Origin of the sequence: Plantibacter sp. H53 (assembly GCF_001650455.1) — a bacterium.
GTDB lineage: Bacteria > Actinomycetota > Actinomycetes > Actinomycetales > Microbacteriaceae > Plantibacter > Plantibacter flavus_A.
This window is the reverse complement of record NZ_LWCT01000035.1, coordinates 63,599-84,868: the sequence shown is the minus strand read 5'-3', so window position 1 is coordinate 84,868 and position 21,270 is coordinate 63,599. Positions and strand designations below refer to the sequence as shown.

General features: G+C 64.9%; 20 protein-coding genes and 1 tRNA gene. 8 read left to right on the top strand and 13 right to left on the bottom strand.

Annotated elements, in window-relative coordinates:
- Window positions 1-2: 2 nt before the first annotated feature.
- The 3 genes from A4X17_RS13660 to A4X17_RS13650 are packed head-to-tail and all read right to left on the bottom strand — an operon-like array spanning window position 3 to window position 1,069.
- Entirely contained in the window at window positions 3-491 is a 489-nt protein-coding gene (locus tag A4X17_RS13660; protein ID WP_064296226.1) for a hypothetical protein, read from the bottom strand.
- A complete protein-coding gene (locus tag A4X17_RS13655; RefSeq protein WP_231884396.1) occupies window positions 466-891 on the bottom strand; it encodes a TadE/TadG family type IV pilus assembly protein in 426 nt (141 codons plus the stop codon). The genes A4X17_RS13660 and A4X17_RS13655 overlap by 26 nt, the downstream gene beginning before the upstream one ends.
- On the bottom strand, window positions 875-1,069 hold the full coding sequence (locus A4X17_RS13650) for a hypothetical protein (protein WP_064296224.1): 195 nt from the start codon (window positions 1,067-1,069) through the stop codon (window positions 875-877). Before A4X17_RS13650 ends, A4X17_RS13655 begins: the two co-directional genes overlap by 17 nt.
- A 123-nt stretch (window positions 1,070-1,192) precedes the next feature.
- On the opposite strand from A4X17_RS13650, the gene A4X17_RS13645 reads away from it, so the two are divergent.
- The gene (locus tag A4X17_RS13645; protein WP_064296223.1) at window positions 1,193-2,596 is read left to right on the top strand and encodes a recombinase family protein; all 1,404 of its coding nucleotides are present in this window, start codon (window positions 1,193-1,195) and stop codon (window positions 2,594-2,596) included.
- A gap of 27 nt (window positions 2,597-2,623) precedes the next feature.
- Here the strand turns inward: A4X17_RS13645 and A4X17_RS19315 are convergent, their stop codons facing one another.
- A complete protein-coding gene (locus A4X17_RS19315) occupies window positions 2,624-2,797 on the bottom strand; it encodes a hypothetical protein (RefSeq protein WP_157583524.1) in 174 nt (57 codons plus the stop codon).
- 403 nt (window positions 2,798-3,200) lie between these two features.
- On the opposite strand from A4X17_RS19315, the gene A4X17_RS19840 reads away from it, so the two are divergent.
- The 3 genes from A4X17_RS19840 to A4X17_RS13630 all read left to right on the top strand — a co-directional run bounded on the left by A4X17_RS19840 (window position 3,201) and on the right by A4X17_RS13630 (window position 8,488).
- Window positions 3,201-3,422, top strand: a complete 222-nt coding sequence (locus A4X17_RS19840; protein WP_082916174.1) for a helix-turn-helix transcriptional regulator — start codon at window positions 3,201-3,203, stop codon at window positions 3,420-3,422.
- A gap of 202 nt (window positions 3,423-3,624) precedes the next feature.
- Window positions 3,625-5,517 (top strand): site-specific DNA-methyltransferase, encoded by a 1,893-nt coding sequence (locus tag A4X17_RS13635; RefSeq protein WP_064296221.1) that lies wholly within the window; start codon window positions 3,625-3,627, stop codon window positions 5,515-5,517.
- Window position 5,518: 1 nt separating this feature from the next.
- Window positions 5,519-8,488 carry a type III restriction-modification system endonuclease gene (locus A4X17_RS13630; protein ID WP_064296220.1) on the top strand — a complete coding sequence of 990 codons (2,970 nt, stop codon included), beginning with the start codon at window positions 5,519-5,521 and terminating at the stop codon, window positions 8,486-8,488.
- Between the two features lie 14 nt (window positions 8,489-8,502).
- Here A4X17_RS13630 and A4X17_RS13625 read toward each other — a convergent pair whose 3' ends face one another.
- From A4X17_RS13625 to A4X17_RS13585, 8 genes are all read right to left on the bottom strand, one after another.
- Window positions 8,503-9,156 carry a recombinase family protein gene (locus tag A4X17_RS13625; protein WP_231884401.1) on the bottom strand — a complete coding sequence of 218 codons (654 nt, stop codon included), beginning with the start codon at window positions 9,154-9,156 and terminating at the stop codon, window positions 8,503-8,505.
- Between the two features lie 453 nt (window positions 9,157-9,609).
- The gene (locus tag A4X17_RS13615; RefSeq protein WP_064296217.1) at window positions 9,610-10,176 is read right to left on the bottom strand and encodes a hypothetical protein; all 567 of its coding nucleotides are present in this window, start codon (window positions 10,174-10,176) and stop codon (window positions 9,610-9,612) included.
- A gap of 490 nt (window positions 10,177-10,666) precedes the next feature.
- Window positions 10,667-12,598 (bottom strand): AAA family ATPase, encoded by a 1,932-nt coding sequence (locus A4X17_RS13610; RefSeq protein ID WP_064296216.1) that lies wholly within the window; start codon window positions 12,596-12,598, stop codon window positions 10,667-10,669.
- Window positions 12,595-12,999: a hypothetical protein gene (locus A4X17_RS13605; RefSeq protein WP_064296215.1), complete on the bottom strand. Its 405-nt coding sequence runs from the start codon at window positions 12,997-12,999 to the stop codon at window positions 12,595-12,597. The genes A4X17_RS13610 and A4X17_RS13605 overlap by 4 nt, the downstream gene beginning before the upstream one ends.
- Window positions 12,996-13,214, bottom strand: a complete 219-nt coding sequence (locus A4X17_RS19310; RefSeq protein ID WP_157583522.1) for a hypothetical protein — start codon at window positions 13,212-13,214, stop codon at window positions 12,996-12,998. Before A4X17_RS19310 ends, A4X17_RS13605 begins: the two co-directional genes overlap by 4 nt.
- A gap of 602 nt (window positions 13,215-13,816) precedes the next feature.
- A complete protein-coding gene (locus tag A4X17_RS13595) occupies window positions 13,817-14,749 on the bottom strand; it encodes a type II secretion system F family protein (RefSeq protein WP_064296213.1) in 933 nt (310 codons plus the stop codon).
- Window positions 14,746-15,615: a type II secretion system F family protein gene (locus tag A4X17_RS13590; RefSeq protein WP_064296212.1), complete on the bottom strand. Its 870-nt coding sequence runs from the start codon at window positions 15,613-15,615 to the stop codon at window positions 14,746-14,748. The genes A4X17_RS13595 and A4X17_RS13590 overlap by 4 nt, the downstream gene beginning before the upstream one ends.
- On the bottom strand, window positions 15,612-16,841 hold the full coding sequence (locus A4X17_RS13585; protein WP_064296211.1) for a CpaF family protein: 1,230 nt from the start codon (window positions 16,839-16,841) through the stop codon (window positions 15,612-15,614). Before A4X17_RS13585 ends, A4X17_RS13590 begins: the two co-directional genes overlap by 4 nt.
- Before the next feature lie 96 nt (window positions 16,842-16,937).
- On the opposite strand from A4X17_RS13585, the gene A4X17_RS13580 reads away from it, so the two are divergent.
- Together A4X17_RS13580 and A4X17_RS13575 are read left to right on the top strand one after the other, a co-directional pair.
- Complete coding sequence (locus A4X17_RS13580) at window positions 16,938-17,330, top strand: ribonuclease inhibitor (protein ID WP_231884395.1); 393 nt, start codon at window positions 16,938-16,940, stop codon at window positions 17,328-17,330.
- 85 nt (window positions 17,331-17,415) lie between these two features.
- Window positions 17,416-18,159: an NAD(P)H-hydrate epimerase gene (locus A4X17_RS13575; RefSeq protein WP_064296209.1), complete on the top strand. Its 744-nt coding sequence runs from the start codon at window positions 17,416-17,418 to the stop codon at window positions 18,157-18,159.
- 68 nt (window positions 18,160-18,227) lie between these two features.
- On the opposite strand, the gene A4X17_RS13570 is transcribed toward A4X17_RS13575, so the two are convergent.
- Window positions 18,228-20,141, bottom strand: coding sequence for an anthranilate synthase family protein (locus tag A4X17_RS13570; protein ID WP_064296208.1), 1,914 nt, complete (start codon window positions 20,139-20,141; stop codon window positions 18,228-18,230).
- 242 nt (window positions 20,142-20,383) lie between these two features.
- Here A4X17_RS13570 and A4X17_RS13565 point away from each other — a divergent pair.
- Both A4X17_RS13565 and A4X17_RS13560 read left to right on the top strand, forming a co-directional pair.
- Window positions 20,384-20,465, top strand: a tRNA-Leu gene (locus tag A4X17_RS13565).
- A gap of 52 nt (window positions 20,466-20,517) precedes the next feature.
- Complete coding sequence (locus tag A4X17_RS13560) at window positions 20,518-21,264, top strand: DedA family protein (protein ID WP_064296207.1); 747 nt, start codon at window positions 20,518-20,520, stop codon at window positions 21,262-21,264.
- Window positions 21,265-21,270 lie beyond the last annotated feature (6 nt).

Genomic DNA, 21,270 nt, shown 5'->3' with positions numbered 1-21,270 from the left:
CCTCATTCCGCCTCGCTGAACCGGTCATCGAACCGGGAGATCGGTGCCGTGACGGCGCCGGTCACGGGGACCGCGGCCTGGACGCCGAGGATCTCGGGCATGAGCGGCAGGACGACGAGGATGTCGACGGTGACCGTGACGGCACCGCCGCGCTGCCCGCATGGGAGACCGGCTGGCGCGCAGTCGAGCGTGACGGACGACTGGGACCGGTCGAGCCCGAAGTCGTCGAGCGCGAGTGCGAGCGAGTCCTCGACGCGGTCGCGACCCGTGGCGTCGTCGTCGGCCCGCGCGTAGAGTTTCGCCGCCTGCGCCGCGGCCCCGCCGGCTGCGAGCATTGCCGCCTGCACCTCGGCGAGCGCGACGACGAGATACACGATCGGCACGAGGAGGACCAGACCGACGGTGATGAACTCGAGGGAGGCCGATCCGTCGTCGTCCCGTGCGGTCGGTCGGGGACGCAGCTCATCACTCGAGTGTCTCGAGGACCGCATGACCCTCCACCTCCAAGACGCCGGGCAGTCCGATCAAGCCCACGACCGGAAGCGGTGCGCGGACGGTCACGGTGACGATGCCGACTCCGCGCTGTTCGGCCAGCGTGGTGCTGACGTCACCGGTGTAGCCCTCCCCCACGGCGACGGCGATGAGCTGGCGTGCCCGGTCGGCGCCGTCGAGCAGCTCGGTGTCGGCCAGTGCGCCGAACCGGGCTCCTTCCGCCGCGGCGTCGATGAGCGTGTTCCGGACGTGGAGGGCGAGCGCGAGCTGGACCACGGACATCATCAGGACGGTGAGGATCGCTCCGACGAACACGAACTCGGCGACGGCTGATCCGTCGTCGCCGCGCACGAGCCGCGTCCGCCATCCGCCGATCTCGCGCTCAGATGCCGGAGACACGGTCGATGGCCTGTTCGAACACCTGCGTGAGTGCCGGGCCCGCGACACCCCAGATGAGGAGGACGAGCCCGGCCGTCATGAGCGTGATGAGGACCCAGCCGGGGACGTCGCCGCGCTCCTCGGCGAGGAAGGAGCGACTCCGGTGGAGCGTGCGGTCGAGGAAGGAGGGGGAGGACATGTGGAACCTTTCGTCAGAAGCCGGTCCGGAGCACGAACACTCCGGGGAAGACGGCGATGATGATGGACAAGGGCAGGATGAGGAAGACGAGGGGGCACAACCCTAGGTAGTAACCTTTCTTGCATGCCGATCATCCCCGCAGCGAGTTACGCACGTATCAGTGAGAAGGTCGCCACCCGCGACAAGGTGGCCGACCAACACGACCAGAACGAGTTGCATGCCACTGCACGTGGCTATCGGATCGTCGCGCGCTACACCGACGACGGCATTAGCGCGCTCGGGCACAAGACGCGCCCCGGTTTCGAACGAATGCTCTCCGACGCTGAGACCGGCGCGTTCGCCGTCATAGTCGCAACAGAGGAGGAGCGCCTTGCGCGCAACGTCGAGGAGAAGCTAGAACTGCACGCGGCCTGCGAGGTGGCGGGAGTCGTCTGGGACACGGCGCGAGACGGTTACGTCGATCCGGCTACAGATTCAGGCGAGTTCATGTCGACCATCCGTGCAGCGATGGGGCGCATCGAGTCGAAGCGCAAGGCGCGACGCCAGCGTGCCGCTTCCGACGCCCGAGCAGCGGACGGCCTCCCAACCGCCCGCCCCGGGTACGGGTACCGGCGCGAAGATGGGCGCGACGTCATCATCGAGGCGGAGGCCACAGCCATCCGTGAGGCAGCGCGCCGCGTGTTGGGCGGGGACTCCCTCCGTGGCGTCGCGGCTGACTTCAGAGTTCGCGGCATTCCGTCTCCGGCTGGAGCGGCTTGGCAGGGCGCCACGTTGCGGCAACTCATCCGCCGACCGTCGCTCGCTGGGCTCCGCACTCACCGCGGTATCGTCGTCGGCAATTTTGATGCGGAGCTACATCCGGCGATCCTCGACGAAGACACTCACGTTCGGCTGGAGGCGCTGCTCACCGACCCCAGCCGGGCACAAGGCACGGGCGGTCGTACTCCAGTTCACTTGCTATCGGGGCTGGCCGAGTGCGGCCGGTGCGGTGGTCGTATGAAGAGAATTCCACCGTGGACACCGAAGCCGGGCCAGAAGTCCAAGGCGGTCAAAGCTGCGTACGCGTGTGGGAATTGCCACAAGGTGCGCCGACGTCAGGAACCAGTGGACGAGTTCGTCACTGAAGTCATCCTGCGCCGTCTCGAACAGCCGGATGCCGCTCAGCTATTCAGTCATGGCGACGAAGGTGGCGCCCTTGCGGCCCGCGATGCTATCGCCACCATCGACGCACGGCTCGCGACGGCAGCTGACCAATTCGCCGAGGGCGTGCTAACCGGCGACCAACTGCGCCGCATTACCGAGCGACTTCGCGGCGACCGTCAGGCGCACGAACGCACCGTGGCTGATTCAATGCCCGCTCGCGTGCCCTCGGGCGTGGTGGGGCCGCTCGCCCGACAGACCTGGGCTGGTCTGCACATCGACAGCCGTCGGGCCGTCATTGACGCTCTGGCCCTGATAATCATCGAGCCGAGCGGCAGCGGGCGGGCGTTTGACCCCAACCTGATCCGCATCGAGTGGCGCTCGTAGCACGAACTCCCGCGTCAGCCGTGGCGCTCAGCCCGCGCAGACTGCATCGGTAGCAAATCCCGACGGGTGCTCGGCAGCGTTGTAGTCCGGTGAGGTCGGGCTGACGCTGTCCGAGACCTCGACTCGGTTCACAACTGGGAACTTCTCGCCGGCCTGCACCGCGTGATCGCAGATGTAGAGCATTGCAGTGGTGGCGATCATCTGAGCCTGCTCGTTGGTCGTCTCCGTCGGCACGTAGATATACGCCTTCCGCGCAGACAGGCGAGCGCTCTCGAATTCAGCTCCCGACGCGGTGAGGAAGGCCTCCAGATCGAGCGGAGCAACTTGAGCGGGAGTCTCTGAGGCAGTGGGCGTGGCGGGCAGGACGCTCTGGGTGGACTGGTACGTCCCAGAGCGACTTCTACCGCCGCTCGGGTCCACAAGGGCGCTGACACCGCCAGCTACAACAACTACCACGACTAGCCAGACCCACCATTTCAAGTACCACGCTTTCTTTGATGCCGGGACTAAAGGTTGCGGTGACTGCTCGACCATAGTGGCGCTCCCCAGCTGATGTGACTTATAGTCCGTGGACTCATTGTCAGCTTAGCGTCACCGTGAATGAGTGCCTCTTCCTCCCCACCGCGCCGCCTTCGGTGCGCGCGTGCGCGAACTCCGGGTCAGCCATGGCTGGTCACAGGAGGACTTCGCGCACCGTGCGAACCTCGATCGCACATACGTATCCGGCATAGAGCGCGGTCGGCGGAATCCGACGCTCGACATCATCCACCGCCTTGCAGAGACCCTCGACGTGCCCGCAGCAGACCTTCTCACGGAGCGCTCCTAGGCCAAGGAAGCGCAATGCATGGTTACGCACCCCCACGGACTAGTCAGGTCGAGGCATCGCCCGTGACACGGAGTTCGTTGCCCGTGAGGGCTCAGTGAAGCGAGCCGCCGACAGTTCACCCTTCTGCCCGAAGGGCCCCCTTCAGGCACGCCGTCTCGCCGTGTTGCCAGGGGAGCTCGATCTTGTGAGAAGATCGTGACCGATGATCAAGGACCCGCATGAAGCGAACGAGACGGCAACCCCGAGTGATTTTGAGGTCGCACGCCTCCGCGTAGCCTTGCCGGAATACTTCGACAAGGACGGCGGCTTTATGTTTGACCGCCTCCAGGAGGCGCTGCGTTCGGGCGAAGTAAATCTAACGCGCGAGGGCTACCAGCTCAAGTTTCTTGGAAAGTCCTACGCCAAGTACCTGACCTCGACGAAGACCGAAACTGTCGTCGTGCCTGATCTCGAGCACAACACGGATGCCGCTAACGAGAAATCCGAGAACCTCTACATCGTCGGCGACAACCTCGACGCGCTTAAGCACCTCCTCGGTTCTTACGGTGGCCAGGTGAAATGCATTTACATTGACCCGCCGTACAACACGGGATCTGACGGCTTCGTCTATGTCGATGACTTCGGATTCACCGCGAAGCAACTCGTCGAGAAGATCGGCCTCGGTGAGGATGAAGCAAAGCGAATCATCGATCTGCAGGGCAAGTCATCGCATTCGGCTTGGCTGACATTCATGTACCCTCGGCTGGAACTTGCGAAGCTGCTTCTCGCTGACGACGGCGTCATCTTCATCAGCATCGACGACAACGAGCATTCCAACCTCAAGGCCCTTTGTGATGAAGTATTTGGCGAGCAGAACGCCGTCGGGAGCTTGATCTGGAAGAGCAAGTCAGGCGGCGCAAATGATTCCGGTCAGGTCGCGGTGGACCACGAATACGTGGTCGCGTACGCTCGCAATCCCGAGGCTGCGGTTCTCGGACTGGATCCGCTTGCGACTGCCACTACGTCCTACAACCGATCGGACGAGAACGGGCGCTACTCGCTCGAACGGCTCGACAAGCAGAATCTGACCTATTCACGGTCGATGGATTACGTCCTGGTGGGGCCGGACGGCGAGGAGTACCACCTAGGGCATAAGGACGCTGAGAGCCCTAATGCCATCTGGAGGTGGTCGAAGGACACCATCGCGGAGCGCGCGTCCGAGCTTGTCTTCGAAAATGGTCACGTCTATACGAAGAACTACGAGAAAGACGCTGGCGTGCCGCGTTCCCTCCTCGTGGACGAGCGTTTCGGGCGATCCCGCACCGGCAGCACAGACATGGGGAGCCTGTTCAATGGCAAGACATTCTTCAAGAACCCCAAGCCAGTCAAGCTCATCTCGCATCTGATTCGCGTCTCGACCCGCGTAGATTCACTGGTACTTGATTTCTTCGCCGGCTCGTCGACCACTGCTGAAGCCGTGATGGCCGTCAACGCAGAGGATGGAGGTTCGCGCCGCTCGATCCTCGTTCAGTTGCATGAGCCGGTCGATCCTTCGTCCAATCGGTACTCGAAGGCTGCATATGCGGCAGGCTACAAGTTCATCGACGAAATCGGTCGAGCACGTGTCGCGAGGGCAGCTACAAGAATACAGACCAAAACGAACGCAACCATCGATTACGGCTTCCGCCTGTTCCGCCTCGAACAGCCCAGCGAGACGACGCTAGACGAGCTCCAGTCGTTCGAACCTGCTGCCAACGATGCGCTCTTCGCGGGGGACTTCGTGTCGAAGTTCGATTCCAACGGAACGCCAGGGGCCGTGGTGGCGCTCTCGACGTGGCTGCTCCAAGACGGCTTTGGCCTGACGCCCGACGTCCAGAAAGTGCAGCTCGACCAATACGAGCTGCCGCTCTGTGGCGACTCTGGCTATGTCATCCGGCCTGGCATGACGAGTGATGATCTCGTCGCGCTGGTGACCAAGCTTGAGACGGGCGATTTGGATCTCAATCGGTTGGTGGTCTTCGGCTACTCGATGACGTTCTCTGCCATGCACGAGCTGAAGCAGAACCTGAAGTCGCTCAAATCGGGTCGCACTGTCTCCATTATCGAGCGATTCTGATATGCAGATCCGCCTCCAGACCCTTGAGCATCAGCAGCGCGCTCTAACTGCTCTTACACGCGTCTTCGACGGGGTGGAGCTCGACGCCAGCGCGCCATCCGAGGCCAACGTTGCCTTCGATCTGGGCGATCCGCAGCTCGCGCAGAACATTGGAGAGATCCAGGCGGGTGTCCTTGACGGCATCGATGCGATTCCGCGTCCGTGGCGTGGCCGCGTGGACGATGGCGTGCTCGGTATTGATGCAAAAATGGAGACCGGCACTGGCAAGACGTTGGTATACACGCAGCTGATGTACGAGCTTAATCGGCTCTACGGATTTACGAAGTTCATCGTCCTGGTGCCCTCGACGCCGATTAAGGAGGGCACCAAGTCCTTCATTCAGTCGGAGTATGCGCACAAGTACTTTGCCGATGCGTACGGCGGTCGGCTGAGCCTTCAGTTAGACGTCCTCGACCCGCAGAAGCGCTCGAAGGGTCGCAAGATGTTCCCCAGCGCCATCGCGAATTTCGTGCACAGTTCGCGCCTTTCACAGGGCCGAATCTCCGCTTTGCTCATGACCGACGGGATGCTTCAGTCGAAGGCAACCATGTCGAGCAGCTACGACCAGGTAGTGCTCGGCGCTGCGAGTGTCCCTTACGAGGCGCTGCGGGCAACTCGTCCCATCGTGATCATCGACGAGCCACACCGCTTCCGCCGAGAGAACAAGGCCTACCAGACGATGGTCGATGAGATCCGGCCTCTCGCAATATTCCGATTCGGCGCAACCTTCCCGAAGCTCGATAAGAGCGGCAAGACTGACTACAACAACCTGGTCTTCAACCTCGGAGCAGTCGAGGCGTTCAACGAGCAGTTAGTCAAGGGCATCCAAATCCAGTATCCCGTCGCCGCAACTGGCGAGACCACCCGACTGAAACTCACGAGCGTCTCCGCCAGCAAGCCGAAGAGGGTGACCTTTCAGAACGTGGACACTGGTAAGCCAGTCACACTCGACTTAGGCGAGTCCCTTTCGATCGCTGACGGAGCGTTCGCTGGCATAACTGTCAAGTCCATCGGTAAGACCGATCACCCGGCCATCAAATCCGGCGCGACTCTCTCGAACGGTCAGATACTGGCGACCGGTGACATCCTGGCCGCTCAGGTTTACTCGGACACATACCAGAGCCTGATGATGGATCAGGCTCTAAGGAACCACTTCGAAGCCGAATGGGCGAACTTTCGTCGGGCTACCAAAGTAAAGACGCTAACGCTGTTCTTCATCGATTCGATCGAGTCCTATCGCGGAGCCGATGGCACAAGTGGCCACTTGCGCCAGCGTTTCGAAGAGTTGCTGACCAGGAGGCTCGGTGCCGAGATCGAGAAACGGGAGGACGACAGCTCGCCTGTAGCCCAGGATTACGTGGCTTATCTGAGGGCATCGCTCGCCAACGTCTCTGCGACGAATGCTGGCTACTTCGCCGCCGACAATTCAATATCCGATGAGGCGATCAAGCGAGAGGTCGACGACATCCTCCGCAACAAGGAGGCGCTGCTCTCGTTCGATGAGGTCGACGGCACCGTAAACACACGCCGCTTCCTGTTCTCAAAATGGACGCTCCGCGAGGGCTGGGATAACCCCAACGTCTTTCAGATAGTGAAGCTGCGCTCCTCGGGCTCCGAGATCTCGAAGCTTCAGGAGGTTGGCCGCGGCCTCCGCCTTCCTGTCGATTCCAAGGGATCCCGTTTGTCTGGTGAACAATTCTACTTGACTTACCTGATCGACTACACCGAACGATCGTTCGCAAACTCATTGATCTCCGAAATTAACTCGGATGCCGCAACTGATTCCGCTCCGGTCAAGGAGTTCCTGCTCAAAGTTGCTACCGAACTTGGCAAGACTGAGACGGAGCTCTTCATCGAGTTGCTCCAGGCGGGCTTGATCGACACTGACAAGAACGTTGCGCCGGGGCGCGAGGGCGACTTGTACGCCGCTTACCCCGCGTTCAACTCGACCGGCCTCAAGCCAGACAAGGTCATACATGGCGACCAGACAGTGAAGGTCGGCATACGCCCTGCTCGGTATGCAGAGCTGAAGGAGCTCTGGGAGACGATCAACGCGAAATACTACCTCCGCCTTGATGACCTCTCGGTGACGGAAGTTGATTCGTGTATCGATGCGGTGCTCAACGCCGAGGTCTACCGCCCGATGGTCGGGCGTTTCACACAAGATGTCCTCGTTCAAGGTGAAGAGTCCGGCCTAGAAGTGCACACAGAAACAAAGAGCACCTTCAACGCGACCGAAACGATTGCATACGGTGAATGGCTCAAGCTTGTTCATTCGCAAACCGCCCTGCCGATTGAGCGGGTGCACGCCGGACTCGTACGTAGGAACGGTTCAAAGCTGCTCCCTAAGGACTTTTTCAACAAGGCAACGCTCGGGCAATTTGTAGCTCAGTTCACTGAGTGGATGGAGCAGAACTTCCTCGAGCGCTTCTCGTACTCACGTATCGAGGGACCCGTGGGTGGCACTTCGCTTACGGACGCTGACGGGTTGCCGCTCAGTAGTATCGTCCAAGGCAACATCGGCATTCACCGCGACAACATGGCCACTGTCCCAGACAAGTTTCTCTACGACGCCTTCGTGTACGACTCGCCGAAGGAGCATGACACGATCCGGGACTCAAACCTGGACGAGGTCATTGTCTTTGGAAAGATCCCTCGAAAGTCAATCAGGGTCCCGCTTTACTTTGGCGGCACCACGAGCCCGGACTTCATGTACGTAATCAAGCGCGGCGAGAGACTTTCATTGAACTTCATTGTCGAGACCAAGGACGTGGAAAAGAACTCAGATATGCGTGAGAGTGAGCAACTGAAGATGAAGGCGGCGAGGCGGTTCTTCGAATCAATGAGCTCCGAGGCGTTCGACGTCACATTCCAACCTCAAGTTAAGCGTGACGACATCGTTGCGATGATCAGACAACTGCTGGCGTCGTAGGGCCGACTCCCGCGCTACGCCTCCGAGGCCGACCCTTGGCGCTGGAGGCGCTTCTGAGCCTTCGCGACCGTGTCGGCTGACCACTGCGCACCACTTGCGGTAGCGAGCCCTTCGCAGTTGAGCTGCGCAGCCGTCTCCGCGAGGGTAAGCGTGGTTCGCAGGATCAGTAGCCGGTCTCCGGTGCTCCGCAAGAGGGTGGACACCCGGCCCATGTGCCTGCCCTGACGCTTAGCCGCCTGCATGGCGGCAGACGTACGCTCACCAATCACGCGGCGCTCCCACTGCGCCACCGACATCATTACGTTGGCGACCAGCTCGCCCGTCGGAGTCGATGTGTCCACACCCAGGTCGATAGCGACGAGCGCCCACTTCCTTGCTCGGGCCAGTTCGAGCACGCCGGCGAAGTCAACGACGGAACGGCTCAGACGATCGAGCTTTGCGACCACGATGCCGTCAACGTCGCGGTGGTTAGGAGTGGGACGGAGGCGGGCGAGCGCAGCCTGCAGCTGAGGGCGGTCGAGGGATTTGGCGCTAACGCCTGCGTCCTCATGCCAGACCACGTTCCAGCCGTGAGCGTCCGCGTACCGCTGGATCGTCTCCTGCTGAGCTACTAGGCCGAGCCCACTATTGGCCTGCTCGTCCGTGGACACACGCAGATACCCGATCATGGTCGTCACCGGCCTGCCGCCTCAGGGTACCCGCGCTTACAAGCCTCACGCGCCGCGGTCCTGGTGGAGAAGCCGCCGATTGCGATGTGGCACAACTGCGCCTCACCGTCTACCTCGTACTCGCAGCGAGCGGTGTATCGGTCCTCGCTGAGAGCGGTAACGATGTAATGACGGGTGATTGCTGGCATGTGCGCGACCTTCGTTCATATTCGAACGAATGTTCGAATAACGTGAACTATGCCTGAAGGGGACCCTTATGGCAAATGGCACCTATGTTTCGAATCATAAGTTTCGCTCTCGACGAGATCTAGACCCTGGCGAGCGTCGCCAGTTCCTGCCATCCACGAACCCCTCTCAGCGCACGCTCTCGGATCTGGCGACTGCAAGACGGTTGCATGCACGCCAGAGGCCCCCTCGCCACGCGAGAGAGCCCCTGGATGACGGTGGAAACGATCAGTCCTGGGGTGCAGAGAACGTGATGCTGTTACTCATGTTCAGCGCCGCCCCGCTCCCGTTCGCCTCGACGTAGGCCAGCACCTCCGCAGCCTCGGCCGTGTCGGGGAATGCAGATTGGTAGACCTCCGCGACGCCGACCATTCCCGTGTTCCGTGCCCGCGTGCCGATCGCGTGTGCCATCTCCGAGTCGCCGTTCCGGATCGCATCTTCGAGCACGTCGAGAGCCTCGCGTTTGTCGTCGATCTTGCGGGCGCGGGCGGCAGCATCACGGCGCAGCAGAATCGAGTTCGCATCCGACGACTGCGGTCCGCGAAGATCCCGCTCGGCCTTGTCACGCAAACCCTTGATGAATCCCGCCTGCTCATCCTTCAGTGCGGCGAGCTTGCTCTTGGTCTCGGAGGCAAGGGCATCCAGCTTGCCCCGCTTGGCGAGGTCGCTGGTCATCGGGTCATCCTTGATCGCCTGGCGGGCAATGCGGTGCGCATCCTTCACTTGCGCGGCCTGATCCTTGTAACCGTGCAGCGCCGAGGTCAGCGTGTTCTGGACTTTCGTTACTTTGCTCATAGTGTTCCTTCTCCTTTGTTGGATGGTCGCCGAGGAAGTACCGCCCCGGCTCGGGGGTCGATCGTTAGGTACGTCCTTTCGGGCCACGGTCGGCCCCAGCCCAGTAGCCGTCGGCCTTGGGCGCTTTCGCGTATGCGTCACACAGATCAGTGATGGGGCACCTGGCACAGATCGACGCGCACTCGCCCCGCTGCTCGTCGGTTCGAGAGTCTGCGACGAAGAGAGGCACATCGCTGCAACCTGGCGCGTAGCACTCCAGCGCATCGTTCAGGGCGCCCCAGGCGTCGTAAGCGCTACCGGCCACGGTTCGGTCCTCCTGCGTCAGGCGTGAGATGTCCATACAGCCTTGAGCTTTTTGCGGGATCAGGTGCTGCCTGTTGGTTCGTCCGTAGGGGGACCGGGCTGACTGGCCCCACTGGCCCCACTGCACTAGTTGCAGCAGTTGGGGCAGTTGGGCCAGTTGGTTCAGTGGGGTTAGTTAGGCCAGTCATTACCGCTCCCCCGGCGTTGGCCCAACAGCAGGGGACTGTGCCGCGTCTTCCTTACCCGGCAAATACCAGAACGTCGTTCGAGGGAACCCCTCCGAGCGGGTTTCGACCTTGACGCGATGTCGTGCGCGCTTGAGAGCTGACTCCGAGTGACCGGCCTTGCGGCCTTCGTCTTTGACGCGTGCCGACCCGACCACACCCGTCATCGAGAGGAAGTCGTGAAGCCACTCCGCCGCTTCCTTGAGGGCGGTGCGGTCAGTGTTCTCCGTGCCCGAGCGCTCCATCACGGCGCTGATGGATTCGCTGACCTCAGCACCCCATTCGAGCCGCCCGGTCCAGGCTGTGCCCTCGTCAGTGTCCACAGCAGCCGACACGATGGTGAACGACAACGTCGGCAGATTGGCCCGCCCCAGGTTGTTCTTCGGGGTGCCGAACAGCTTGCGCTCTTCTTCCTCGTCGTCCGGGTCGATCACTACCGTGTGGACACTCCGCGCTACTGCGGTGAACGCCTTCGATCCCATGATGAGCTGGAGCGGATCGGTGCTACCGGACTTGTTGTGATGAATAAGCCCAAGCACCGACATACCCACGCGGTCGGCAACATCAACAATCGGCTCCAGCGCCACGCGAACCTCGGAGTCCTTGTGCGTGTCCTGATCACCCAGGCGACTCATGAGCGGATCAAGTAGGAGCAACCCCGCATCGACCTGCGCAGCAGCCTGCTCCAATAGCTTGAGGTCCTTGATCACGTTCATGCCGACGTAGACCTCATCGGCACTGCGTACCGCTACTCGGAACACCTTGTCGAGGTCAGCCCGCGCCGCGATGAGCCTCGGCACGATGGTGTGCTCCCACGAGTCCTCAGTCGCGGCGATCAGCACCGCGCGAGGCTTGCCAGACAACTCACCCGGAAGCCTCCCACGAGTGATCTGAGCGACGAGCCAGTAGGCCAGAGTCGACTTGCCGATGCCCTCCCGCCCTGCCAACAGCGCCAGTGTGCCGATGGCGATCCGGCCGTCCCACAGCCACTTGACCGGGCGAGGCTTGATGGCCGACGCGGGGGTGAGTTGGAGCGCCCGTACGCTGCTGTCGGCGCCCCCGGGCGTGACCCTGGCGACCTTCGACTTTCTGTCCGCTCGCACTTCGCTTTGGACCCGCGTAATAGCTTTTGCCCACGCCCGGTCGAACGCGATGAGGTATTTCGGGTCGGGGTAGTCGTTGGTGTACCGTGCCCGCGCGGCCTCGTACGCTTCCCGTCGACCGCCACCAAACGTCAGCCCTGATACGAGCGGGGTGATCCGCCGAAGGAGGTCGCCGTTGTCCACTCCGTCCTCTGGGAAGATGGTCGCCATTCTGCGCGCCTTTGCAACGCTCGCCTTCTGCATCGCGTCGGCGGGGCTGCCCTCGGCCTCGAGCCACACTTCCAGGTCGGCCATGTCGTAGTCCCAACCGTCCTTCTTGTGGACAATCGCCCACTCCGGGGCGGGGGCCAGTCGGGGCTTCTTGGTCAGGGTTGGCCCGTTATAGACGATTAGGCCGATGCCGCTGCGAATGTCCACACCGGGCATGCCGTTGAGGTCGCGGTCGATGGTGAGTTCTATGCCCTCCGGTGCCCGGTAAATGTGGTGCGCGCCGTTGCCGCGGCGACTCGCATAGTTGAAAGTGCGAGGGAGATCGTGGCCCGCCTTCTCCAAGCTCGCAAAGCCGTCTTTGCCGTTCTTGCGATCCAAGTCCACAACCACGATGCCGCTGAGACCACAGTGAACACCGATGCGCTGACGTGGATCGTCGGCCCACCACTTACGAATTTGTCTCAGCGAGCGCGATGCGCCCCTGTCCCAGCCGAATCCCTGGAGGAACTGGCCTCGGGGAGTCATTGGGAACACGTAGAAGCCCGCACGGGCCAGACTGAGCGCGGTGTCGGGATTGGTCACTCGCCGGCCTCCGGCTCTTCCTCGTCAAGCTCGATCACCACGCGCACGCGCGCGGACTGATCCGGCGCGAAGTACACGACTCCCTCGCACTCCTCACACTTGGGGTATGTGCGGTCGACCGCGGGGGTGCGACCCAAGTGGTGCTCCCAGAGCGAAAGCAGACCCCAACGGAAGGCTTCCTCAGTGGGCCACGAGGCGAAGTCGTACTGAAACGACCCGGCGATGCTGTAGACGTGGATGTACCCGTAGCCGTGCTTCGTCAGATCGGCGAGCATGACCCCGCGTTTGACCCACGGCTCCAGCCATTCGGGAGGAGGGCCGGAGCGCAACTCCTCGTTCTGCTCGGCCTCGGTCAGGCGCTTCTTGCCTGGGTAGCTGGCCGGGGTGAAACGTCGGGTCATCGCTGGCGCCCCGTCCCGAGCAGTCCCGACAAACGCTTGATTTGGTCAGGCGTGAGCGGTGGCGCCCCAGCCAGGTTTCGCTCTATCGCGTCGGCTATCTTGGCTTCGGCCAGGTTGCGCCAGGCTTGTGCACGGCGCTCGGGATCAGGTGCGGTGCGGGGTGCGAATGCCTGCGCCTTTTCCATGGCGAGGCGCTGCAGATGTGTCTTGGACACGAGAAAGGACCCTTCAGCGGGGGGCACGAAAACGTGCCTGAAGAAGGTCCCCGCTGAGGGTCCTGAGGTTTGTTCAGTTAGAAGTCGACTTACCCGTCAAGCGGGTCGTGAGGACCAAGTGTTTGGGAGAGCTAGTCGAGACTGATCTCCGTGCGGCCAAGGGTGCGCGCCGCGTCCAAGAGGAAGTGTAGCCGTGTCTGAGTGACCTCAGCACCGCCCGGGAACTTGTACCGAACGTGCATCTCGCCCTTCGGGTCCCCGGTTGTAGGACTCCAGATGAGGGCATAACCCTCACCGAGCTCCGGCCGGAAGCCTGGCAGCGGCACCCACGCGCCCCTGCGATCGCTCCACCTCGACACGAGGGTGCCATGTGAGACGAGATTGACAGTAGCAACCATGTGTACTATTATGCCCACTAGCCAGCGCTGGGCCAAGTGGCGGGCACAAAGCCCAGGTCAGAGGGCGAGTCGCCCTGGTAATGCGTAGCCGTGCGCGCCCTGGGTATGGCTGCCCCGCCGGGCTGGCCAGGCATAGCTTGGCGGGCCAGGCTGGGCTTGCCGGGCCTCTCAGCGACAGCTCAGAGCCGTTTGCGCCGACATGCACTAGGTACGCCAGTGCGCCTGCGCCGATGAGGCTACAGGCGTCCAGTGGAAAGGTGTTAATCCGCAGTTGTGCGGCACGAGCATCGCGACCTCTTTCTTCCCGGCGGATTCGAGGAGACGGCGTTTGGCGATGTCGCGTCCATCGTGTGCGTGATCGAGGAGCACGGCTGCGACCGGTGTGCCGCGTTCGAGCGCGCCCAGGATCTGGTCGACGCATCGCGACAGCATCGGCATCGCGAGTCGTGCCTCGAACTGCCGGAGTGCGGTGGCGAACGGGATACCGGTGGAGACGTCCGCCATCACCCGGCGGAACTCCCTGCCGAGCTCCCCGCTGGACCCGATGCGCGCCACGCGGTCCATGGCGTCCGTGATCGCCTCGCCCGCCGCGAGACTCAGACTGAGGAACTCGAGCACCGTCGGCAGCTCCTCCTCGATCCGCGCGAGGCGGCGACTGGCGGCGAGTGCCAGCAGCTGGTCGCGGAGGACGATTCCGGCCACCGCCCCGACCGCGGGGAGCGGTGCGGCGAACGGGAGCGCCAGTCGTCCGTTGCTGAAGGAGAACACGGCGAGCGCCGCGGCGACCGCGAAGCCGCCGAGCCCCCACAGGAGTTGCAGCAGTCGGTACCGCTCGAGCGTCGGTCCCCCGGCTTGACCCAATCGACGGATGACGAGTTCCTGATCGGCGCCGACCAGGCCGAGCGACCATCGAACGGCCCGGAGGACCGGCACCAGCAGGGTCCCGAGGACCGGTAGCGGGTCGGTCGAGCGGCGCGCGGCTTGTGAGCGGGCGTCGCTGGAGAGGTCGGCGACGTAGGGGGCGATGCGGTCCGCGAGCCGCGGTCGTCCGAGTGCCGGCAGGAGCATCGCGAGCGCCCAGAGGCCGACCCCGAGCACGGCTCCGAGGCTGAGCGCCCACGCTCCGTCGGCACTCACCGGAACCACCGTCGTTCGGGCTGGAGGCGTCCGACGCGGAGCATCGCCTGGTAGGCGAGGGCGGAGACCACGACGCCGGCGATGATCAGGACCGCTCCTTCCCGGGAGTTGTAGGCGGCGGACGCCTCCGGCCGGGACGACAGGAGCAGGAGGATCGCCCAGGGTGCTGCGACGCCCAGCCTCGCGGCGTTCACCACCCAGGACTGTCGCGCCTCGGCCTCGGCTCGGATGGCCGACTCCTCGCGCAGCCCCGCGGACAGCGCTCGGAGCACCGCCGGCAATTCCGTGCCTCCGACGTCGCGGGCCATGCGCACCGTCTCGAGGATGCGGTCCGCGACAGGGTCGGCGAGCGCGGTCTTCAGGTCGTCGATGCCGTCGGCGAAGCGGCCGGCAGCCCGGTAGTCGGCGCTGAACGCGGCGAACGCCGGGCGGAGCGGTGCGGGTCCGACGGTGTCGAGCGCGGCCACCGCATCCGGGAGCGAGAGCCCTGACCGGATCGCGGACAACAGGTGGTCCACGACATCCGGCCACAGTCCCCGCTGCAGGCGACGTCGCGAGATGGCGCGGGCTCGGAGCACGATGACCGGTGCGACGAGTCCGGCGACGGCGACGACGGCGGTCAGCGGCAGGACACGGCAGAGCGCCTGGACCACCGCGCCGGAGACGAGTCCGGCGAGGACGGAGACCACGATGGCGGCCGCCCAGTACCGACCGGGCAGACCGGCCAGGATCAGGAGTTCGCGGAGCGCAGCGACCGGCCGCCATCGCTCCAGGGTGTCGCGCAGCGGCTCAGGGTCGGGCCACCACCAGGGGGCGACGGTGAGGAGGAGCCCTGCGGCGAGGACCGCTCCGACGACGAGACTCATCGCTCGCCGACGGCGAGGATCGAGGCGAGCGAGATCCCGGCCGCACGGTACTTCGCGTCGTTCAGCGGGAAGCGACCGGTCGCGCGGAGCTCTCCGTCGCGGTGCTCGAAGAGGGTGGAAGCCTCGATCGTGTGGGACTCCCCGCTCCCGCCGACCGCGATGATCTCCGCCACCCGTCGACGTCCGGACCGGTCGAGCTCGCAGTGCACGACGAGGTCGACACAGGACGCGACGGCCGGGCGTACGAACCCCGAGTCGATGTTCCGACCCGCGAGCAGTGGCAGCGTGCAGAGTTTGCCGATCGCGTCGCGCGCGGAGTTCGCGTGGATACTGCAGAGCCCGGGCAGTCCGCTGTTGAGGGCGATCAGGAGGTCGAGGCTCTCCGCCTCCCGGACCTCACCGACGACGATGCGGTCCGGCCGCATCCGGAGCGCTTCCTTGATGAGCCGACGCAGCGTGATCTCTCCCGTGCCCTCGAGACTGGCCTGCCGGCACTGCATCGCGACGACGTCGCGGTTGCCCGGCGCGAGCTCGAAGGTCTCCTCGACGGTGACGATGCGGAGGGCTGGGTCCAGCGCCGCGATGAGGGCGCCGAGCATCGTGGTCTTACCGGCCTGGGTCGCGCCGGACACGAGCAGGTTCGCGCCCGCGGTCATGCTGGCGCGGAGGAACTCGGCGGCCTGGTAGCTGATCGACCCGGCGGCCACCAGCTGACCGAGGTCGCGGATCCGCGCGGAGAACTTGCGGATGTTGATGGACATGTGCCGACGCGTGACGTCGGGGATGACGACGTGCAGCCGCGAGCCGTCCGGGAGCGAGGCGTCGACGAACGGGTTCGCGAGGTCGACCCGTCGACCGGTGGCGCGCAGCATCCGCTCCACGAGGTCGCGGACGTCACCTTCCCCGAGGACCACGTCCGTGAGCTCCGACACCCCACCACGGGCGACGAACACCTTCGTCGGCTCGTTGATCCAGATCTCTTCGACGCCCGGATCATCCAGCAACGGCTGGATCGCACCGAACCCCGTCACCGCGGCGAGCACCTCGCTCGTCATCCCGTGCTCGTCGTCGATCAGCGGCGTCGTGTCGTTCAACGCCCGCTCGTTATAGCGACGCACCTCCTCGCGGGCGATCCGCCCCGCTCCCCCACGCCGACCCGGCTCCCCGAACTCCTCACGCACCCGGTCGCGCACGCGCGCCGTGATGATCTCCGCCGCTGTCCCCATGCGGCCATCCTGACGAACACCGGCCACACCCCGCAGAAGTTATCCACAGCACCACTCGCTCGACGCCCCATGAACCGGTCACTAGGCTCGGGAACCGTGCCGACCACCTTCCGCATCGACGGCTCCCGCATCCACGACATCGCCTCGTTCTACGGGGTGATGAACGAACTGCTCATGCAGGACGAGGACTGGGATCTCGGCCCGAGCCTCGACGCCCTCGACGACGTCCTCTATGGCGGAATCGGTGCGCTCCGCGATCTCGAGGACGTGCACTTCGTCTGGACTGACCACGACGCGAGTCGCACCGCACTCGGCATCGAGGCCACCCGCGCCTGGTTGCAGGAGAAGCTCGACCGGGGCGCACCGTTCGACACCGCCCGGATCACCACGCAGCTCGACGACCTCGACGCCGGCCGGGGCAAGACCTACTTCGACCTGCTCCTCGAGGTCTTCGCCGGCCACCCGGACATCCGACTCGAACTCGCCTGAACCGGTCGATCCGGCGGCTGTTCCGGTGCCGGTCCCCGATCGCAACCGCTTGCGGCGGTCGACACGAGCCGGAAGAGTGGGCTCCATGATCAACGGCTACACCGCAGACCAGGTCCGAGCCGCAGAGGCACCGCTGTTGGACGCCGGGGAACCGCTCATGGCACGGGCCGCACACGGCCTCGCCGAGGAGCTGCGGGCGGTGCTCGCCGACCGCGCGGAGGGCCTCGAGGGCGAGGCACCCGACCTCTGGAAGATCCTGCTGCTCGTCGGATCAGGCGACAACGGCGGTGACGCCCTCTTCGCAGCGGCGGAACTCGCCGGCACGACCGGTCCGGACGACGTCCCACTCGACCTCGTCGTGGCCACGACCGGTGACCACGCCCATGAGGCGGGTTACGCCGCCGCCGTCGAGGCCGGCGTCCGCTTCCTCATGAACTCCCCCGCCGAGCCGGACGACACCGCTGACGAGGCCAAGGGCGCCGCGCTCGTCGTCGACGCCGTCTTTGGGATCGGGGCCAGCCGGAACCCCACGCTCCGCGGTGCGCCGAAGGCGATCGTCGAGGCGGTCCTCCCGGTCGTGCAGAGCGCGGGCGGGCCGACCGTCGTCGCCGTGGACGTCCCGAGCGGTATCGACCCCGACGAGGGAAGCGTCCCCGAGGGCGCCGTCCTGCCGGCGGAGGTCACGGTCACCTTCGGCGCGGTGAAGGCCGGGCTGCTCATCCCACCCGGCTCGGCCTACGCCGGCGACGTCCGCCTCATCGACATCGGTCTCGGACCGCAGCTGGCCGACGTCACGCCGTTCACGACGCTCGACCAGGCGGACGCCTGACGAGCAGCCACACACGGTCCACCGCCTGGACGGTCAGCATCACCGACCGTCCAGGCGGTGTATGACGTTCAGGAGCCGACGGCAGCAGCCGATCGCCCTGATGCGACACCCGCGAGCGCGTGGCCCGCGAGCGAGCCGAGGGTTCGGAGTCCGTCGCGCGACAGCACCGACTCGAGGTGCCCCTGGACCGACGCGAACCCGCGACCACGCATCGCGAACACGTCGCCGGACCCCGCATCTGCAGCGATCTCTACCCCGCCAACCGGAGCCTCACCCGCCAGCCGTGCGGTGAAGGTGTTGTAGAACCCGATCAGCGACTGCTTACCGAAGAGGTCGAGGTCGAGCTGCAGCCCCTGTCGTGGCGCGTCGAGGCGTTCGATCGGCAGCCCGAGCTGGATCGCCAGCACCTGATGACTCAGGCAGACGGCGAGCAGTGGCGCTCCGGCGGCAAGACGCGCGGACACGATCTCGTGCATCCGACGAACCCGCGGGTCGGCGAGGTCGAGCGGGTCGCCCGGCCCCGGGCCGGCGACGAGGAGGTCGACGTCCACGAGCGCGTCGGTCACCGCCGACCAGTGCTCCACGCTGACGGTCATCCCGAAGTGGCGCAGCTGGTGGGCGAGCATAGCGGTGAACTCGTCCTCGGCGTCGACGATGACCGCGGTACGGCCCGACAATGAACCGACGGGCGCCGGGTGCTGCGGCTGCAACCAGAAGGACGCCAACCGCTCGTTCCGCGCTCGGAGCGCGTCCTGCACACCGGGTTCCGCCGCGAGGTCGACGGTCGGGCCGAGCTCGGCGGGTGCCATGACGCCGAGCGCGGTCAACACGCCGGCCGCCTTCGCGGCTGTCTCGGCGACCTCCGACTCGGGATCCGAGTGACGGACGAGCGTCGCACCGGCGGGCACGCGGACGAGGCCTGCGTCGTCGACATAGGCGGTGCGGATGAGGATCGGTGCGTCGAGTTCGTAGTCGCCGTCGCCCACCGGGGTGAACAGCGCGAGCACACCGGAGTAGTAGCCGCGCGCGTTCCGCTCATGGCGGGCGATGACCGAGCACGCGTTCTGCATGGGCGAGCCCGTGACCGTCGGTGCGAACATCGTCAACCGCAGGACCTCGCGGACGTCGAGCTCGCTCGTCCCGGCGAGCAGGTACTCGGTGTGGGTGAGGCGCGACATCTGCTTGACGTAGGGGCCGAGGATGCGTCCACCGGAGGCGCACACCCGGCTCATCATCTTCATCTCCTCGTCGACGACCATGAAGAGTTCCTCGGTCTCCTTGACGTCGCCGAGGAACGCGCGGAAGTCGTCGCCCGTCGCGCCGGAGCGCGGGTGGCGGAAGGTGCCGCTGATGGGGTTCATGGTGACGGTGCGTTCACCGGTCGAAGCGTCGCGGGCGACCGCGACGTGGCGCTCGGGCGTCGCACCGGCCATCGAGACGCCCGGGGTGTGCACGGCGAACGTCCAGTAGGCGCCGGTCTCCCCCGACAGGAGCGCCCGCAACCAGGCGAGGACCGCGCGCTCGGCCGGCACCTCGGTCGTCGCGGTGAACTCGCGTCGGATGACGAAGTTGGCGCCCTCGCCGCGTCCGATCTCGTCCTCGATGACGCGGCGCACGATCGACGCGTAGTCCTCGTCGGAGACGTCGAACCCGCCGTCGACCAGCGGGACAGCGTCGGCGGGGAGTCGCTCGAGCATGTCGTCGAGCGTCACCGTCTCACGCTCGCTCACCACGAGGCAGCGCAGCGGAGCGCCGTCATCCATCGCCGCGAAACCGCGCTCGCGCACCTGGCGATAAGGCACGAGCGTGAGGACCTCGGGCTGGTGGTCGTCGCCGGTGGCTCCGAGCGGGATGTCGGCGAGCGACTCGACGTCGACGACCTCACCCGTGTAGAGGTCGACGGTGTCGCTGCCGTGTCGGCGGAGCACCGCGAACGGGAAATCGGGGCCGGCGTGCAGCACGCGGTGGAGCAGGGTGGTCATGGTGGTGTCCTCAGGCTGGGACCGATCCGACAGGGCCTCCGAACGAGAACGACCGCCCTGTCAGGCGGTCGAGTCGTCGTGTGTGCACGTGCGCGGTCCGCCTAGGAGGCGGGCCACCAGCTCGTTGCACACGTCGTTCGCATGGAGCCGAGCATACACGGGCCGACCCGGGCTCCGCTGTCCGTGGCTCCTCCCCGAAGCTCAGGACGTTCCCGACCTCGCTCCCGTAGACTGAGCGGGCCGCGGGAGTGGTGGAATTGGCAGACACGCAGGATTTAGGTTCCTGTGCTTTCGAGCGTGAGGGTTCAAGTCCCTTCTCCCGCACGCGACATCGTCGTACGCCGTTCCATCCCTCCCCCGACAGCAGGAGCTCCGCATGGTCCACACCGCCCTCATCCCCTGGCTCGACCCGGAGGGCATCATCACCGCCGTCGGTCCCTGGGCCCTCGTCGTGGTCTGCGCGATCGTGTTCGCCGAAACCGGCCTCCTCGTCGGATTCCTGCTCCCCGGCGACACCCTGCTCGTCATCACCGGTCTCCTCGCGTTCGGGTCCGCCCGCGTCATCGAGATCGACATCTGGTGGGTCTGCCTCGCGATCGGGTTCTCGGCGTTCCTCGGCGGCGAGGTCGGGTACCTCATCGGGCACAAACTCGGGCCGAAGGTGTTCGAACGCAAGGAGTCCGGTCTCTTCAGCATCAAGAACGTCGAGCGGACGAACGCCTTCTTCGAGCGCTTCGGTGCCCTCGCGGTCATCCTGGCGCGCTTCGTCCCGATCGTCCGGACCTTCGCGCCGGTCGCTGCCGGCATCGGCCACATGAACTACAAGAAGTACTCGCTCTACAACCTCATCGGTGCGCTCATCTGGGGCGCAGGGCTCACCTTCTTCGGCTACCTGCTCGGATACATCCCCCCGGTCGCCACCTTCGTGCAGAACTACATCGACGTCATCCTCATCGGAGCCGTCGTCCTCACCCTCATCCCGACCACCTGGCACTACATCCAGTCGAGCCGGAAAGCGAAGGCGCTGCAGGGCACCATCACCGAGGAGGAGCGTCGGGCCGCGGCTTCGAAGCTCGCCGACCAGGACGTCTTCAAGCGCGACCGCGGGAACGACACGGTCTGATCGCCG